The 17,308-nt window shown below is 55.3% G+C and carries 18 protein-coding genes; 8 read left to right on the top strand and 10 right to left on the bottom strand.

What is annotated here, in order from left to right; genetic code table 11:
* The first annotated feature begins 3 nt into the window (after window positions 1-3).
* The 7 genes from KO486_RS07215 (at window position 4) to accC (ending at window position 7,298) form a co-directional block, all read left to right on the top strand.
* Entirely contained in the window at window positions 4-1,197 is a 1,194-nt protein-coding gene (locus KO486_RS07215; protein ID WP_216036573.1) for a branched-chain amino acid ABC transporter permease, read from the top strand.
* A 12-nt stretch (window positions 1,198-1,209) separates the two neighbouring features.
* Window positions 1,210-1,968 (top strand): ABC transporter ATP-binding protein, encoded by a 759-nt coding sequence (locus tag KO486_RS07210; RefSeq protein WP_216036572.1) that lies wholly within the window; start codon window positions 1,210-1,212, stop codon window positions 1,966-1,968.
* A 45-nt stretch (window positions 1,969-2,013) separates the two neighbouring features.
* Complete coding sequence (locus tag KO486_RS07205) at window positions 2,014-2,787, top strand: ABC transporter ATP-binding protein (protein WP_216036571.1); 774 nt, start codon at window positions 2,014-2,016, stop codon at window positions 2,785-2,787.
* Window positions 2,788-2,884: 97 nt separating this feature from the next.
* Window positions 2,885-4,834 (top strand): acetate--CoA ligase, encoded by a 1,950-nt coding sequence (gene acs / locus KO486_RS07200; protein ID WP_216036570.1) that lies wholly within the window; start codon window positions 2,885-2,887, stop codon window positions 4,832-4,834.
* Between the two features lie 141 nt (window positions 4,835-4,975).
* Window positions 4,976-5,302, top strand: coding sequence for a hypothetical protein (locus KO486_RS07195; protein ID WP_216036569.1), 327 nt, complete (start codon window positions 4,976-4,978; stop codon window positions 5,300-5,302).
* A 132-nt stretch (window positions 5,303-5,434) separates the two neighbouring features.
* The gene (accB, locus tag KO486_RS07190) at window positions 5,435-5,929 is read left to right on the top strand and encodes an acetyl-CoA carboxylase biotin carboxyl carrier protein (RefSeq protein WP_216036568.1); all 495 of its coding nucleotides are present in this window, start codon (window positions 5,435-5,437) and stop codon (window positions 5,927-5,929) included.
* A gap of 22 nt (window positions 5,930-5,951) precedes the next feature.
* Window positions 5,952-7,298 carry an acetyl-CoA carboxylase biotin carboxylase subunit gene (gene accC, locus KO486_RS07185; protein WP_216036567.1) on the top strand — a complete coding sequence of 449 codons (1,347 nt, stop codon included), beginning with the start codon at window positions 5,952-5,954 and terminating at the stop codon, window positions 7,296-7,298.
* On the opposite strand, the gene KO486_RS07180 is transcribed toward accC, so the two are convergent.
* On the bottom strand, window positions 7,295-7,939 hold the full coding sequence (locus tag KO486_RS07180; protein WP_216036566.1) for a class I SAM-dependent methyltransferase: 645 nt from the start codon (window positions 7,937-7,939) through the stop codon (window positions 7,295-7,297). The two genes, accC and KO486_RS07180, sit on opposite strands and share 4 nt — an antisense overlap.
* 149 nt (window positions 7,940-8,088) lie before the next feature.
* Between KO486_RS07180 and aat the strand changes: the two genes are divergently transcribed.
* Window positions 8,089-8,730 (top strand): leucyl/phenylalanyl-tRNA--protein transferase, encoded by a 642-nt coding sequence (aat, locus tag KO486_RS07175; protein WP_216036565.1) that lies wholly within the window; start codon window positions 8,089-8,091, stop codon window positions 8,728-8,730.
* Here the strand turns inward: aat and KO486_RS07170 are convergent.
* The 9 genes from KO486_RS07170 to KO486_RS07130 all read right to left on the bottom strand — a co-directional run bounded on the left by KO486_RS07170 (window position 8,694) and on the right by KO486_RS07130 (window position 17,243).
* Window positions 8,694-9,056 (bottom strand): DUF2155 domain-containing protein, encoded by a 363-nt coding sequence (locus KO486_RS07170; RefSeq protein WP_216036564.1) that lies wholly within the window; start codon window positions 9,054-9,056, stop codon window positions 8,694-8,696. The two genes, aat and KO486_RS07170, sit on opposite strands and share 37 nt — an antisense overlap.
* On the bottom strand, window positions 9,053-9,499 hold the full coding sequence (mlaD, locus tag KO486_RS07165; protein ID WP_216036563.1) for an outer membrane lipid asymmetry maintenance protein MlaD: 447 nt from the start codon (window positions 9,497-9,499) through the stop codon (window positions 9,053-9,055). Before mlaD ends, KO486_RS07170 begins: the two co-directional genes overlap by 4 nt.
* A gap of 3 nt (window positions 9,500-9,502) precedes the next feature.
* A complete protein-coding gene (locus tag KO486_RS07160) occupies window positions 9,503-9,880 on the bottom strand; it encodes an NADH:ubiquinone oxidoreductase subunit NDUFA12 (protein WP_216036562.1) in 378 nt (125 codons plus the stop codon).
* An 80-nt stretch (window positions 9,881-9,960) separates the two neighbouring features.
* Window positions 9,961-10,320: a RidA family protein gene (locus KO486_RS07155; RefSeq protein ID WP_216036561.1), complete on the bottom strand. Its 360-nt coding sequence runs from the start codon at window positions 10,318-10,320 to the stop codon at window positions 9,961-9,963.
* Window positions 10,320-11,588 carry an ATP-dependent Clp protease ATP-binding subunit ClpX gene (clpX, locus tag KO486_RS07150; protein WP_216036560.1) on the bottom strand — a complete coding sequence of 423 codons (1,269 nt, stop codon included), beginning with the start codon at window positions 11,586-11,588 and terminating at the stop codon, window positions 10,320-10,322. Before clpX ends, KO486_RS07155 begins: the two co-directional genes overlap by 1 nt.
* A 119-nt stretch (window positions 11,589-11,707) precedes the next feature.
* On the bottom strand, window positions 11,708-12,334 hold the full coding sequence (locus KO486_RS07145; RefSeq protein ID WP_216036559.1) for an ATP-dependent Clp protease proteolytic subunit: 627 nt from the start codon (window positions 12,332-12,334) through the stop codon (window positions 11,708-11,710).
* Between the two features lie 177 nt (window positions 12,335-12,511).
* Window positions 12,512-13,681, bottom strand: a complete 1,170-nt coding sequence (locus KO486_RS07140) for an HlyD family efflux transporter periplasmic adaptor subunit (RefSeq protein ID WP_216036558.1) — start codon at window positions 13,679-13,681, stop codon at window positions 12,512-12,514.
* Window positions 13,681-15,975, bottom strand: a complete 2,295-nt coding sequence (locus tag KO486_RS07135) for an ATP-binding cassette domain-containing protein (protein WP_216036557.1) — start codon at window positions 15,973-15,975, stop codon at window positions 13,681-13,683. The genes KO486_RS07140 and KO486_RS07135 overlap by 1 nt, the downstream gene beginning before the upstream one ends.
* Window positions 15,972-17,243: a TolC family protein gene (locus KO486_RS07130; RefSeq protein WP_216036556.1), complete on the bottom strand. Its 1,272-nt coding sequence runs from the start codon at window positions 17,241-17,243 to the stop codon at window positions 15,972-15,974. Before KO486_RS07130 ends, KO486_RS07135 begins: the two co-directional genes overlap by 4 nt.
* Between the last annotated feature and the right edge of the window lie 65 nt (window positions 17,244-17,308).

Here is a 17,308-nt window from a genome sequence, read left to right as displayed (position 1 = left end):
CCCATGCTCGGATTAACTAAACAAGACAGCAAACTAATGCTGATCGTCATCGGGCTTGTCATTTTGGCACCCTTTATCCTCAACCCCTTCCCTGAAGGTTCTGCTATGGCGCAGTTCAACGCGGGCTACCCCGACTTGATGCAGCGTTTCGTGATCTTCGGTATCTTTGCGATTGGCTTTAACCTGCTGTTCGGCCTCACGGGCTACCTCAGCTTTGGACACGCCGCCTTTCTGGGTGTCGGTTCCTACGCAGCGATCTGGTCGCTGAAGCTGATCACTCTGAACGTCCTTCCTGGGATTGTTTTTGCGATCATCGTTGCAGGTGCCTTTAGCTTTGTGGTTGGCTACGTGTCGCTGCGCCGCTCAGGGATCTACTTCTCGATCCTGACATTGGCTTTTGCGCAAATGTCTTATGCTCTCGCCTACTCTGTTCTGACGCCTATCACCGGTGGTGAAACGGGTCTGCAGATCAAGAACACCGACAGCCCTCTCTTGGGCGGGCCAACAGATGGCAGCATTGGTCGTGCGAACCTCTTTGGGGCCGAAATGGGCAACTCGTTCGAGTTGAACATCGGCAACTGGTTGTTCACATTTAACCTTGGCTACTACATTGCAGCTGCCTTTATGCTGGCCGCGTTTTACCTCAGTATCCGCATCTTCCGCTCCCCGTTCGGGATCATGTTGCGCGCTGTGAAATCCAACCAGCAACGGATGAACTACACAGGTCTGACACCAAAGCGCTACACACTGTCCGCGTTTGTCATCTCTGGCATGTTTGCTGGCTTGGCCGGTGGCCTGATGGTCGCAATGGACACCCAAGTTGGCCCGGAACGCATGTTCTGGACAGCCTCCGGTGAGGTCGTGATCATGACGATCCTTGGCGGTGCGGGCACCTTGTTTGGCCCCGTCCTCGGCGCTGGTTTCATTAAGTACATGGAAAACATCGTTTCCAAGATCAACAAAGACATCCTGCACGAATGGTTCGCCTTCATGCCGGACGGCCTTGAAGATTTCATGGTTGCCCTCGTCTACCCGTTCATCGGTAAAGGCTGGCATCTGACACTTGGCATCATGTTCATGCTGGTCGTGATCTTCCTTCCTGGTGGTCTCGTAGAAGGTGGTCAACGTATCGCCGCTAAGTTCCGCCGCACCAAAAACGCTGACACGCCTGATGGCGCCAGCAAGCCCGCAGAATAAGGAGCCGAAACAATGGCACTACTTTCAGTAAAAGGCGTGAACAAACGCTTCGGTGGTCTGCAAGCCCTTGGTGATGTGAACCTTGATGTTGCAGAAAACACCTGCCACGCAATTATCGGCCCGAACGGGGCCGGTAAATCCACCCTCCTCAACGTGTTGGTTGGCAAATTGATCCCTGACTCCGGTTCTGTCGTGTTTGACGGGCAGTCGGTCCTGGGTCGTCAGCCACACGAAATCAACCAGATGGGCATCAGCCGCGTGTTCCAAACACCCGAGATCTTTGCAGACCTCAGCGTTATGGAAAACATGTTGATCCCCTGCTTCGCGAAACGTGATGGTGCATTCCGTATGCACGCCATCGAAAGCGTACGTCACGAAGCCGACATGATCGAGAAAGCCGAAGCCATGTTGGAAGAGGTGAAAATGCTCGACAAGCGCGAGATGATCGCGTCCTCCATGTCACGAGGGGATAAACGTCGCCTTGAGATGGCGATGTGCCTTGTGCAGGAACCACGTCTTCTGTTGCTCGATGAGCCAACAGCCGGCATGGCCCGCGCCGACACGGAAAACACGATTGAGTTGTTGAAAACGATCCGCAAGGAACGTGGTCTGACAATGGCGATCATCGAGCACGACATGAACGTTGTGTTCTCTTTGGCGGAACGGATCACTGTTCTGGCCCAAGGTACGCCGCTGGTCGAAGACACGCCAGACAACATCAAAGGTCACCCAAAAGTCCGCGAAGCCTACCTCGGCGAAGCTCAGGTCTAAGAGCCGTCGGATGGCTTCGGCCATCCACGCAAGCAAGGAATAACTATGACACACGTTGAACATCTTGATATCGAAGGCAAATTCGACAAGAAGCGGAATATGGCGGCAACCGCCCCCAAATACCTCAGTGTTTGGGACATCGAGGCTTACTACGGCGAAAGCTACATCGTTCAGGGCGTTAGCTTTGACATCCACGAAGGCGAAATCCTCGCCCTACTGGGCCGCAACGGTGCGGGTAAAACATCGACTTTGCGCACGATCGCGCGAATGGATGACCCCGAACTGAAGCACGGTGAAATCTGGCTGGACCATAAGCCGCTTCACAACATGCGTTCTCACGAAGCGTCGCAAGCTGGGATCCAGCTGGTGCCGGAAGATCGTAACATCATTCCCGGTCTGACCGTGGAAGAGAACCTCAAGCTGGCGCAGATCGCACCACCTAAGGGCTGGTCTTTAGACCGCGTTTACGACCTGTTCCCGCGCCTTAGGGAACGCCGCACTCAAGAAGGCGTTACGCTTTCTGGTGGTGAACAGCAGATGCTTGCCATCGCACGGGCCCTTTGCCGGGATATTAAAGTGCTACTTCTCGATGAACCATATGAGGGCCTTGCCCCTGTTATCGTTCAGGAAATTGCCAAAACACTGGAACTGATCCGCGACCAAGGTATCACAACAGTGATCGTTGAGCAGAACGCCGTTGCCGCGTTGAAGCTTGCAGACCGCGCTGTGATCCTCGACATTGGTAAGGTCGTCTATGACGGCTCTGCAAAAGAAGTGCTCGAAGACGAAGCGCTTCGCTCCAAGTACCTCGCGATCTGATCTCATTGCGGGGTCAACTTGGCCCCGCAATACCCATATGGTTTCCATATGCATTCCATACGGGTTCCCTGTTGCTCTTTCGACCTAAGGAACGCCCATGTCAAAGACCTACCCCCCCACCGCAGAAGTTGCCAAACGCGCCCATATTGATGCCGCAGGCTATGCTGAAATGTATGCCAAATCCGTGTCCGATCCAGAAGGGTTCTGGGGAGAGCACGGCAAGCGCATTGACTGGATCAAGCCCTACACCAAGGTAAAGAACACCTCCTTTGAGCCAGGCAATGTCGATATCAAATGGTTCGAGGACGGCACACTGAACGTCAGTGCAAACTGCGTGGACCGCCACGTTGCGACACGTGGTGATCAGACTGCAATCATCTGGGAACCGGATGATCCAAACACAACAGAATCCATGCACATCACTTACGCTGAACTTCAGGTTCACGTCTGTAAGATGGCAAATATCCTTCAGGAATTGGGTGTGGGCAAAGGCGACCGTGTTGTCCTTTATCTCCCGATGATCCCAGAAGCCGCCTACGCCATGTTGGCCTGTGCGCGGATCGGTGCGATCCACTCAATCGTTTTCGCTGGCTTCTCGGCAGACGCACTTGGCGCACGGATCAACGGGTCCGACGCCAAAGTTGTCATTACGGCAGACCACGCGCCACGTGGTGGCCGCTCTACCCCATTGAAATCCAACTGTGATACGGCACTGCTGCACTGCAAAGAGAGCGTCAAATGCCTTGTTGTGAAACGCACCGGTGAGCAGACCACATGGACCGATCGTGACTATAGCTACAATGACATGTTGCTTGAGGCTGACGACTACCAAAAACCAGAAGAGATGAACGCAGAAGACCCGCTGTTCATTCTATATACGTCTGGTTCCACAGGTCAGCCAAAGGGTGTTGTACACTCGACGGGTGGCTACCTTGTTTATGCCGCGATGACGCAGCAATACACGTTTGATTACCACGACGGTGACATCTTCTGGTGTACCGCTGATGTTGGTTGGGTCACAGGGCACAGCTACATTGTGTACGGTCCACTGGCGAACGGCGCGACAACGATCATGTTCGAAGGCGTTCCAACTTACCCTGACGCGGGTCGTTTCTGGGAAGTCTGCGCCAAGCATAAGGTCAACCAGTTCTACACAGCTCCGACGGCTATTCGTGCCCTGATGGGCGCTGGTAACGACTGGGTTGAAAAGCATGACCTGTCCGATCTGCGCATTCTTGGCTCTGTGGGTGAACCGATCAACCCAGAAGCCTGGAACTGGTACAACGACGTCGTCGGCAAAGGAAACTGCCCGATTGTTGATACCTTCTGGCAGACGGAAACAGGCGGTCACATGCTGACCCCCCTTCCCGGTGCGACAACACTGAAACCGGGTGCGGCACAGCAACCGTTCTTTGGTGTTCAGCCCGTGGTTCTGGACCCACAATCAGGTGTCGAAATCGAAGGCAACGGCGTCGAAGGCGTTCTTTGCATCAAAGACAGCTGGCCGGGCCAAATGCGGACCGTTTACGGCGATCATGAACGCTTTGAGAAAACGTACTTCGGCGATTACGCTGGCTACTACTTCTCTGGGGACGGCTGCAAACGTGACGAAGATGGCGATTACTGGGTCACGGGCCGCGTGGATGACGTGATCAATGTATCCGGTCACCGCATGGGCACCGCAGAAGTCGAATCTGCTCTTGTGGCGCACGTCAAAGTCGCGGAAGCCGCCGTTGTTGGCTATCCGCACGACATCAAAGGCCAAGGCATCTACGCTTACGTCACTTTGATGAACGGCGAAGAACCAACTCCAGAACTGCGCAAGGAGCTCGAAGTTTGGGTCCGTTCCGAGATTGGCCCAATCGCAAAACCAGACCTGATCCAATGGGCCCCTGGTTTGCCGAAGACACGTTCAGGCAAGATCATGCGCCGTATCCTGCGCAAGATTGCCGAAGATGACTTTGGTGCCTTGGGGGATACATCCACATTGGCGGATCCGTCCGTTGTGGATGACCTGATCGAGAACCGGATGAACAAATCCGACTAAGGCTCAAACCCGAGTGACAACAAAAAGCCGCGCAGCATATGCCTGCGCGGCTTTTTCTTTATCAGTTTCATTCTTCCTTAATGCCTCACGTCGCATAGTTGCCGTGGTGGGGGCTCCTTTTTGAGAATTGGAGCTTGAGAAATGGAACTTCCGAACACAACGGCACAACTGGCCACCGCGCCGACCGCGCCACAGACCGCCCCTGCCCCGGCAGAACAGGATGGTCGTGTCTCGGCTGACGCTGCAGCCATCACCAAAGACCCAACGCCCGAGGTGGCACTTCCCATACCCGCCAACCAGTCCCAGACAGGGTTGGTCAGCAAAGCGGTGATATCCGACAAGGAAGTCGCCCCCAAACTGGACACATCGGGCGTTTCAGCTGCCGAACGGGTGCTAAAACCTTATGGCATCACGATGCTGCCCGAACGCCAAGATGCCCCAGAGCAATCTTTACCTAACGAACGTTAACGGGGTTCACGTTACGTAATTTTCCCCGTTTGCCGTGCTTCCCCCTCTCGCCGCCTTGGTGTAGGTGTTTGGCATTGATTGCGATAACAGCACCGCAATCGCACCAACGATAGGCAAAGAGCTGGGAATAAAATGACAAAAAAGACGCCTCAAGACACCGACGTTAGCTTTATCCAAGCGCTGGCTGAATTGCTTCGCGAAAATGACCTGACAGAACTTCAGGTCAAACGCGAGTACGGCGAAAGCGATAGTTTGAACGTGCGGGTAAGCCGCCATCAGCCGGCCCAAGTGATCAGCCAGATTGCCGCCGCCCCCGTTGCTGCGGCCCCGACGGCCGCACCAGCAGCCCCCGCCGCCGCTGCCCCAGAGGCAAGCGCGGATCCCGCAAGCCTGCCCGGTGCAGTGACATCACCAATGGTCGGCACTGTTTATATGGCACCAGAACCTGACGCACCTGCCTTTGTAAAAGTTGGCGACACCGTCAACGAAGGCGACACGCTTCTGATTATTGAAGCCATGAAGACCATGAACCACATTCCCGCGCCATCTTCCGGCACGGTTAAGCGCATCGTCGTCGCCGACGGATCCGCTGTGGAATTCGGTGCCCCCTTGATGATCGTCGAATAGGGGCCACGGGAATAACATGGCCATGTTTGATAAAATCCTCATCGCGAACCGTGGCGAAATCGCCCTGCGTGTCATTCGTGCCTGTCGCGAAATGGGCATCGGGTCGGTCGCGGTTCATTCCACCGCAGACGCTGACGCCATGCACGTGCGCATGGCAGACGAAAGTGTGTGCATCGGACCACCTGCATCCCCGCAAAGCTACCTAAGCTTTCCGGCCCTGATCTCCGCTTGTGAAATCACTGGCGCGCAGGCTATTCACCCGGGTTACGGGTTCTTGTCCGAGAATGCTCAGTTCGTACAAATCGTTGAAGATCATGACCTTACGTTCATTGGTCCGACCGCTGAACACATCCGTACGATGGGTGACAAGATCACAGCCAAGGACACCATGAAGGCCCTTGGCGTGCCTTGCGTTCCGGGATCTGAAGGCGGTGTCGACACTGTTGAAGACGCCCTGAAAATTGGCGAAGAGTTCGGTTATCCGGTCATCATCAAAGCCACCGCTGGTGGCGGTGGTAAAGGGATGAAAGTCGCTAATTCCGCTGACGAAATGAAATCGGCGTTCCAGACAGCACGCGCCGAGGGCAAGTCGAACTTCGGCAACCCAGACGTCTATATCGAGAAATACCTCACCACACCGCGCCACATCGAAATTCAGGTGTTTGGCGACGGTAAGGGAAATGCAGTTCACCTTGGTGAACGCGACTGTTCCTTGCAGCGCCGCCACCAAAAGGTGTTCGAGGAGGCCCCCGGCCCCTCCATCACACCAGAAGAACGCGCAACAATCGGTAAGGTTTGCGCGGACGCCTGTGCACGTATCAACTACATCGGCGCCGGCACGATCGAATTCCTGTATGAAAAGGGCGAGTTCTATTTCATCGAGATGAACACGCGCTTGCAGGTGGAACACCCTGTTACGGAAGCGATTTTTGACCAAGACCTTGTGCGGGAACAAATCCGCGTTGCGGCTGGTCTGCCCATGTCATTCACGCAGGACGATCTCAAAATCCGTGGCCACGCCATTGAGGTTCGGATCAACGCTGAAAAACTGCCGAATTTCGCGCCCTGCCCGGGCAAGATCACGCAGTTTCATGCACCCGGCGGGCTGGGTGTTCGCATGGATTCTGCGCTCTATGACGGCTACTCAATCCCGCCTTACTACGACAGCTTGATCGGTAAGCTGATCGTGCATGGCCGTGACCGCCCTGAAGCGCTGGCACGTCTGGCACGGGCCTTGGGTGAATTGATTGTGGATGGCGTGGATACGACCGTGCCGTTGTTCCATGCTCTCTTGCAAGAAGACGCGGTGTTAACAGGGGATTACAACATCCACTGGCTCGAACACTGGCTGGAAGAAAACCTCGCCTAAGACCACATCGGTCGCAGCGCACAGGTGCCGCGCCGCATGTCTTTCTCGCGATAATAATCAGAGACCCCGCGCCGATCATCTTTGGCGCGGGCGTCCCAATCCACCCACTCCGTTTTGTATCCCAAGGCTTCAGCGATGTGATCCATCGCTTTAAAGCTAGGCACAGCTTTGATGGCACGTTCTTGCCCGTCAAACTGCGGAATGGCGTTCAGCACGTTAGATGTGCGTTCAGTTTTCAACATCATCATCGGAGCGGGTCGCAGCATAAATTCGCTGTCCACGATCACCAGTTTTGGTTGTAATTTCCGCACCAATTGGAACAGGCGGAAATGATCCATCACATGATATAGAATGCCGAAAACCCCAACGACATCGTAGGTTTCGCCATTCTTTATCGCCTCCTCCATCCCCTCGAACAGGTCCCCGACACGCAGCTCAATCTTGGCCCGTAGGTCCGCATCAGGGTAGTCGGTGAACTTATCGACCATCTCTTGGCGCCCTTCGATGCCGACAACCGACGCCGCCCCAGCACCCGCAAAGGCATAGCACCAGCGCCCGTCGTGGGACGCGAGATCAAGCACCCGCGCACCGTCAATTTCATCCGCAAAGGGCGCAATCAACGCATCAAATCGTTTATTCATCCGCGGCACGGGCGCAGAATGGTCCTGATAGTGCGGCAAATCTGCGATGAAATCGAAAAAACCCAATGACTTAACCCTCTGTGCGTTCATGAGAATTATTTACGAAGCCTGTCAATCATGCAACAACCGTGGCGTGAAATAGGACCATTATGACCACGACGCTAACACCGGAACTTCTGCTGTCTGCCTATGCCACTGGGGTTTTCCCGATGGCAGAGCACCGCGACGATGACGATGTTTTCTGGGTCGACCCTCGTCAAAGGGGGGTTTTGCCGTTGGACGCGTTTCACATCTCTCGATCCTTGCGCAAGACGATCCGCTCAAACCGGTTTCACGTCAGCTTTGATACGGATTTCGAGGGTGTCGTTGCAGGATGTGCCGACCGCGAGGAGACTTGGATCAATGATATGCTCACCGATCTTTATGGCCAGCTCCATCGTGGTGGCGTAGCCCATTCGGTCGAGGTTTGGGACGGCGAAGCATTGGTCGGTGGCGTCTTTGGTATCGCTTTGGGTGGTGCATTCTTTGGGGAAAGTATGTTCAGCACGCGAACCGACGCGTCCAAACTGGCGTTGGCCTATTTGGTGGATCGTTTGCGTGTTGGCGGGTTTAGCCTATTTGATACGCAGTTTATCACACCACATTTGGCAAGCTTGGGAGGGTTGGAAATCCCCCGCCCTGCCTATCGACAGAAGCTGAGCGCCGCTTTGGAAAATGATGCGGCGTTTGATCGCCAAGGCGACGTAACGGATGCTTATTCGCTGCTACAGCGCAACGCCCAGACGTCATAACGCGGGTGGTCCAACGCATTGAGTGCGGGGGCCGATGCGATCATCCAGCCACGAAAGACCGGATCGGCAGCATTGCTATAGACAACCGTCAAAAGCGCATAGGCGTCGCCCGAGCGGTTTCCAGTTGGGTAGCGGCATTCGCTCATGGTGATCGCGAGCAAGCCCACGACCTGCGTTTGACCATTGCGAAAATCCATGTCTATCGTGCGGCCCGTGATCTTATCCAGAACACGCAGTGTACCACCTGGTGCCGACGTGGCCTGTTGCGCAAAGGCAGGAGCAGCCGTGGCCGCCAGAAACGCCAATGCTGTCAGGAACGCTTTCACGCCTCGTCTCCGCCGACGAATTTCATCAGCAATTGGATCAGGCTCACGGCACCTTGCGTGTCTTCGATCAACGCACCGTCTGTAAACATTTCAAACGAACCACCGGGGACAATTTCGACAAATGTGCCGCCCAAAAGGCCCTCGGATGCAACCACGGCTGCGCTATCGTCTGGAATCACGACGCCTTCGTCTATGGCAAATGAAGCTTCTGCGCGGTAAGTCTCGATGTTGAGGTCCAGCCCATCAACGGTGCCGATGGACACACCAGCAAGACGGACGTCTGTGCCAACGCTCAACCCTTCAGCGGATCGGAAATTTGCCTGCAACGTCATGCCAGGCGTGCCGCCGCTTAGGCCGGTCGCGCTGAGGAGGAACCACAGAAACGCAACGGCTGTTGCAAGAACCGCAGCGCCGACGACGACTTCTGTTGTGTTCTCACGCATGGATTACTCCGGCGTCCACGCTTCGTAATCGTTGCGTGGTGCTGGATCTTTGCGGCGCAAGGACCCGGCAGGTGCATAGGCGGCGTCAGTTCCGGTTAGGTTTTCGATGTGGGGCTTTTCCCATGACTTATGAATCAACTGGTCCGGTGTTTCGTCGAACGTGTGATGCAGCCAACCGTGCCAGTCAGGGCTCACTCGGGAGCCTTCGACTTCGCCGTTGTAAATGACCCAACGACGGTCGCCTTTGGCGTTGGTGTAATAAATATTGCCGGCATCGTCTTCGCCGACCTTTTTACCATTGCGCCAAGTCCAGAGCTGGGTGCCAAGAGTCTGCCCATCCCACCAAGTGAAAATACGTTTGATAAAGTTAAGGGCGCCCATGGCTATCGCTCCGAATTGCTTAGTGTGGTGATGCCCGATAACGCCGCCAAGGTCCAGAGGGCCCGTGCTGCCTATCGGCACTATCCCGCGAGTGCGGTCACTTCGATTTCGATCCGGTACTTTGGGTCAATCAAACCGCACTCGATCATTGTCGCGGCGGGCGGGTTTTCACCAAATGCGGCGCTTAAAAGCGGCCAGCAGGGTTCGAATTCTGCAGCGTCGGGCAGGTAGTAGTTAACCCGCACGGCGTTTTCGAGGTTTGTGCCCGCCTCGGCAAGCGCAGCGTTGATGATGTCGAGCGCCGACGCGCACTGGGCGACCACGTCATCGCCCTGCCCCACAGTTCCAGCTACATGGACGAATCCACCTGCGGCAACTGCACGGCAATAGCCGATCTTGCCTTCGAACTCTCCGCCGGACTGGATTCGTTTGATGCGCATTAGCCGGCTGACGCTGGTTCGGCTTCTTTTTTGCTGTCATCGTGGATCATCAGCGGTGACGCGTCTGGGCCGACGGCTTCTTCGTTGACGACGACTTCGGTCACTGTGTCCATGCCCGGCAGGTCAAACATCGTATCAAGCAGGATGTCTTCCATGATGGAGCGCAGGCCACGTGCACCTGTTTTACGTTCGATCGCACGTTTCGCAATCGCCGTCAGCGCGTCTTCGGTGAACGTCAGCGCAACGTCTTCCAATTCGAACAAGCGTTGGTACTGTTTGACCAAAGCGTTCTTTGGCTGGCTCAGGATCGTGACAAGCGCGTCCTCATCGAGGTCTTCGAGTGTCGCGATAACAGGCAAACGGCCTACGAATTCAGGGATCAGGCCGAACTTTAGCAAATCTTCTGGTTCGAGGTCCGTGAAAATTTCACCAACACCGCGATCATCAGGGCCACGCACTTCGGCACCAAAGCCCATGCCAGCACCTTTGCCACGTTGTGCAATGATTTTGTCGAGGCCCGCAAATGCACCACCACAGACAAACAAGATGTTCGTTGTATCAACTTGCAGGAATTCCTGCTGCGGGTGCTTACGCCCCCCCTGCGGAGGAACGGAGGCCACGGTGCCTTCCATGATTTTCAGCAAGGCTTGCTGCACGCCTTCACCGGATACATCGCGTGTGATGGACGGGTTGTCAGACTTGCGCGTGATCTTGTCGACTTCGTCGATGTAGACGATGCCGCGCTGTGCGCGTTCGACGTTGTATTCAGAAGCCTGAAGCAATTTCAGGATGATGTTTTCGACGTCTTCGCCCACATAACCGGCTTCGGTCAGGGTCGTCGCGTCGGCCATTGTAAACGGCACATCCAGAATGCGTGCTAATGTTTGGGCCAGCAATGTCTTACCGCAGCCCGTTGGGCCGATCAGCATGATGTTGGATTTTGCCAATTCGATGTCGGAATTATCCGCATGGTTCAAACGCTTGTAGTGGTTGTGAACCGCAACGGACAACACGCGTTTGGCGTGGGCCTGACCGATAACGTAATCGTCGAGCACTTGGCTAATCTCGAGGGGCGTTGGCACCCCTTCGCTGGACTTCAAGCTCGAGGATTTGGTTTCCTCGCGAATGATGTCCATGCACAGTTCTACACATTCATCGCAAATAAAGACCGTTGGGCCTGCAATCAGCTTGCGCACCTCATGCTGGCTCTTACCGCAAAAGCTGCAGTAGAGGGTATTCTTGCTGTCACCGCCAGACGTGGTCGTCATGTCAATATCCTTGGCCAAGTCCTAAATCAGGGGGGCACTAAAATGTGTTTCGGGCTGCTTTGGCGTATATCCTAAGGCAGCCCGAAATGGTCCACAACGTCAAAAAGACGCCAAATGGTTTATGCGTCGTCGTCCATTTTGCCGCGGCTTTCGACGATCTCGTCGATATGGCCCCAGTCCTTGGCTTCTTCAGGTGTCATCCAGCTGTCGCGATCAAGCATTTTTTCGACCTCTTTTTTGGTCTGTCCGGTGTGCTTGTTGTACAATTTATACATCCGCTCGCGGGTTTGTTCGATGTGCTTGGCCGAGATCAGGATGTCTGACGCCTTGCCCTGCGCGCCGCCAGACGGCTGGTGAACCATGATTTCAGAGTTCGGCAGCGAGAAGCGCATGCCCTTTTCGCCGCCAACCGCAATAATAGATCCCATGGACGCTGCCATGCCGCAAATCAATGTGGACACCTTCGGACGGATATATTGCATCGTGTCATAAATGCTCATGCCTGAATGCACCGCGCCACCGGGGCTGTTGATGTACATGGAGATTTCTTTCTTCGGGTTCTCAGCTTCGAGGTGCAGAAGCTGCGCCACGATAAGCTGGCTCATGCCGTCGTGGACGGGGCCGTTTACAAAGATAATCCGTTCTTTCAGCAGGCGGCTGAAAATATCATAGGCGCGTTCGCCACGGCTGGTCTGTTCGACCACCATCGGCACGAGGTTCATGTAGGTTTCGACTGGATCATGCATAGCTTCGGCCTTTGGAATTGGGGCGACTTCGCGCCCGTGTATGGGATATTCGTTACCCAAACCTTAGTGGTGCATTTCGGGGGCTACAAGGGGGCCACACGGGGTTTGAGCAGGTGCTTGATAAAAGCATCCGACAAACGGAATTCAACCGGTCGCAAATTAAAGGTTGAGGTCGGCCTATGGCTCGCGCAGGGCTTCTTGCGAGCGATACAGCGGCTTGGTCAGATATTGCAAAACGGTCTTGGAACCAGTGTGCAATTCCACGTTAGCCTGCATGCCCGGGCGGACTTCGATCTGTGATTCACGTGGCCCCAGATCAGTTGTGTCCACACGCAACGTTACACGGTAGTGCGGCGGTGCGTTGGGGTCGCGTTCATCTTCAAACGTATCTGCAGAGATCAGGTAAACCTCAGCGGACAGTGTTCCATAAATCGTGTAGTCGTAAGCGCTTAGCTTAATCGTTGCTGCCTGCCCCGGGATAACATTGGCAATGTTGGATGGGGACACTTCGGCTTCTACGAACAGCTCGTCATCCAGCGGGATGATCTGGAAAATCTCTTCGCCGGGGCGAATAACGCCGCCGATTGTTGTGACGCCAAGGTTGTTGACGATCCCGCGCATCGGGCTTGTGATGATCGTGCGATCCAAACGGTCTTCTGCAACACGCAGGTCTTGGCGCAGCGTCGCAAGGACGGACAGCACTTCGGAATGTTCAGACGCGCGATCAAGTTCGGCGCGGGTGACGATTTCGTTATATGTGTTAAGGGCGTCAGAGTTTGCCTTTCGGGCGCGAGTGACCTCGATCAGGGCTGCGATGTCACGGTTGTACAGGTCTTCCATCACGCCAAGTTCACGGCGGGTTTCAGTGACAATCGCTTGCGCGCCTTCCGTGCGGCTCACGTAGTCGGACTGACGTGCATTAAGCAGCGCACGTTCACTGGCCACCATCTCGGGGCTAAAGGATGCGATTGCCTCAGGCACTTCGAAATCGAACATGCCGTCGATTTCTGCCGAAAGGCGAAGACGGCGAATTTCGGCAGCAATCACCTGTTCGCGCAGATCTGTCACCGATGTTTCAAACTGTGTGCCACGCAAACGCGCCAGCACATCGCCAGGTTCAACCGCGTCGCCTTCGGCAACCAACAATTCCGCCAAAATACCGCCTTCGAGGTTTTGAATAATCTGCGGGCGTGATGCGGAAACGATCGACCCATTGGCCCGCACAATTTCATCAATTGATGCGAATTTCGCCCAAAGGATAAACACGAGAACGGTTACACCGATCAACCAGATCAGGAGGCTTGGCCCACGTGAACGGCTCTCGAATTCGTCTGCAAAGGTAACCATCAGGCGCTCGCTTTCTTATTGTTTTTCTGCAAGTGCGCCAGCACTTCTTGACGGGGTCCATCCACTGCCAAACGGCCGTTCTGCAGGATGACTGTCCGTTGTGTAAGTTCAAGGATCGGAACACGGTGGGTCGCGATGATCGCGGTACGCCCTTTCAGCCATGTTTCAAGACGGCTGACCAAGGTTGCTTCGAGTGTTTGATCCAATGCCGCAGTTGGCTCATCCAAAAGGCATACTTTGGGGTCTTGCAGCCAAAGCCGCGCCCAGCCGATAGATTGACGTTGACCGATGGACAGACCTTCGCCGCCATCAGAAATTTCAAGGTCCAACCCTTTGGGGTGGTTGCGAACAAATTGACCAAGGCCTGCAAAATCAAGCGCCGCCAACAGACGGTCATCATCGCGTTCCAGCAAAGTCAGGTTCAGGTTTTCGCGCAGCGTGCCAGAGAACAGGCGCACTTCTTGGCTCAGGTAACCAATCGAGCGGCGCAGATCGCGTGGCATCACCTGCCCCATATCAACGCCATCGATCAAAACGCGGCCCTTTGTCGGACGGTAAATGCCAGACAACAGTTTTAGCATCGTCGACTTACCGGACCCGTTCGATCCAAGCACAGCAATGTGTTGACCCGGTTCGATCTTAAGGCCCGGAATATCCAGTGTCTGGCCGCTGTCTTCGTTATAGCAAAACGCGATGTCGCGCAGCTCAAAGCCGCCCTTCATGGTTTCGCGACGCAGATATGTGCGGTCCTCTTCTTGGTCTTGTTCAGCGTCTGCGATTTCGCCCAATGCTTCGAGCGCGGCTTTGACGTTGGACCAACGGGCCAATGTCGCGGCGAGCTGTGTTAGGGGGCCAAGTGTCCGGCTGGTCAGGATACCAACGGCGATGATTGTACCGACGGTGAATTCACCTGTGAACACCATGAACGTCCCAGCAACTACGGCGGCAACATAGGTCGCCTGCTGAACGCCCTGCGCCCAGAATGTCAGGGTGCTGGCGAGTTTACGTTGCTCGGACGTCGCAAGAGAGGACACAGCGGACAGTTCTGTCCAAAGACGGCGGAACCGGTCTTCGCCACGCTGTGCTTTGATTGTGTCAGCCTCATAGATGACTTCGTGAAGCAGTTTGTTGGATTTAGCGCTTGCACCTTGGGTCTGGTGTGTCAGCGCGATCATCTTCTTTTGCAAGAAGAAGCTGGGCAAAACCATCAGCGTTCCGCCGACAAACAGAACCCAGACAACATTGCCGCCAATTGACGCCACAAGTGCCAAGAACAAAACGATAAAGGGCAAATCTGTGAGCGTGCCGATGGTGGACGCGGTAAAGAATTCCCGCACGGAACCGAATTCACGCACAGCGGAAAACAGACCAGACGGCGTTTGGCCCTCTTTGCCGCGACGCATCCCCAAAAGGCGGTCCATCAACAGGCTTTGGACCTGCAATTCAATCTTGCGCCCTGCCCCGTCCATCAGACGAGCGCGGGCAATCCGCAAACCGGCCTCAAGCAACATCGCAAGGCCCGCACCAATCGCCAGAACCCAAAGAGTGGCGGTGGATTGGTGTGGAATAACGCGGTCATAGACCTGCAAGGAAAACAGCGCGACAGCGACAGCCAAAAGGTTTGCCACAAACGATCCCAACGCAATCTCGAGCAAGTGGCGGCGGAACTGGAGCATCTCGCCCCAGAACCAATGAGCCTTGTTGCCTTTGCTGGCGTGTTTCGCGGCCAAGTCTTTCACGGCCATGTCGGCGCGCAAGATCAAGCCACTGAAATGCGGCATGAACTCTGTCAGACTGACTTCGGCGCGGTTGTCTTTGCATGTGGTGTCAAACACCACAAACGAGTCATCTGTTTGATCCAAGACCAACAAGATCTGACCGCTGGTCATCTCAACCAAAGCGGGCCACTGGTCTGGTGTTGGTTTGGCGTCCAACGACACAGACGTCACCATGCCAGCCTCTTTTAGGGCCTTGGCAATGGCGCGCGGGGTGATTTCGTCGCCATCTTCGGTGGTCATTACCTCAAGAAGATCAGAACGCACGATATCCACGCCCAACAACCCGGCATAGGTCGCGGCCAGATCGGCACGAGACTTGGCTTTGTCGCTGTAGCGGTCATCGCCCGTAAATGTCGGGATTGCGATGGTTTGTTCGACTTGTTCTACTTCTGCGCGGATCGGTAATTCGACGTTCGTGGCTGGTGTCGCTTCGGCTTCGGCTTCTGGTTTGGCGACGCGGGTCAACTTGCCGCCACGGGTGGCGTTAATATCGAATGCAAGGACCGGACCGCTCATATGTCATCTCCATCGACCAAAGTGCCGTAAATGCGCGCCAAGATCAGCTCTTGGCGGGCGAGGTCATAGCGCAAAGCAACCGCTTCACGTTCTGCGTCCAGCTTGGTGCGGAACACGCCGACCACTTCTGGAACGGTCCGCTGACCTGCACGCAGCTGTTCTTCGAACAATGTGTAGTTGTCCTGTGCCTGCGAAATGATTGTCTGGATATTGCCCTGCTGGCGGCGCAAGGACGTGATCTGCCCTTGAACTGCGGCCACTTCACGGGCGCTGTCTTCGCGCTGCTCTGCGACCTGCAATTCTGCAGCTTCGCCCATTGCATCAATCGCAGCCATGTCAGCACCGCGGCCAAATCCGAGCCCGTTTGGAATGCCCACGTCGATCCCCGCACTATCACTAACGCCCACGGTCCCAGATGCAGAAATATTTGGCATGTAACCAGCCTGAAGCGCGCGTGCTTCGGCAAGACCACGGGTGCCTTCTGCTTGGGTCTTCATCACGTCAAGCGGTTGGGCTGTGCCAACAACATCACCCAAAGAAGAAATGCCCGACACACCATCAAGCGAGGTCGCAGACATCGCGGCCAGTTCTGCGCGGGCGGAATTTGCGTTTTCGCGGTCTTCCAAAACGTCCGAGCGCATCTGTGTCAGCTTTTGCTGCACCAGTTGCAAATCAGCGCGGTCATTGATGCCTGCGTTTACACGCTCCGACATCACGTATTCAAACCGCTCCATCCGCGCCATACCGCCTTCGTTCACGGCGGCGCGGGCCTCGGAGGCTTGTGCGGTCAGGTAAAGATCAAGCGCCTGATAGACGCGATCATTTGTATCTTGAGCAAGAGCCACAGCGGCAACTTCTACGTCGGCGCGGGCGAATTCACGTTCGGCGCGTTTCGCGCCACCGTCAAACAAAGTTTGTTCGATCAAAAGACCTGCAACAACTGACCCCAAAGAACTCAAAGAGATTGACGGGCCAATGGACGGGAGCCAGTTCAGTTCTCGGGCTTCTGCACGCAGCATCGCGGCGCGCAAATCTGCCTCTGCGGCGCGTGAGTTTGCCTCTAGAACGCTTTGTGCCACCTGAGCATAGGGACCAGATGGCAGGACAGATTGGCGAATAAGGAGGGCGTCGATCAGGGCGGAGCGTTCGCCGTTGGACAGCTCGCCATCCAAGGCAGCAGTATCAGCTGACGGGGCAGCAACTGCGTTATCATTTCCTAGAATACCGCCTGCGCGTGAAACGATGTCTCCACCAAAATTCTCTGCCATGCAGCCGCTCAAAACGCCGCAGCATACGAACGCTGCAAATGATGTTTTGATGTTGAAAGCCTGTC

This window comes from Octadecabacter sp. B2R22 (genome assembly GCF_018861045.1).
Lineage (GTDB): Bacteria > Pseudomonadota > Alphaproteobacteria > Rhodobacterales > Rhodobacteraceae > Octadecabacter.
Note: the sequence above shows the minus strand (reverse complement) of the source record. Positions and strands in the feature narration are given on the sequence as shown.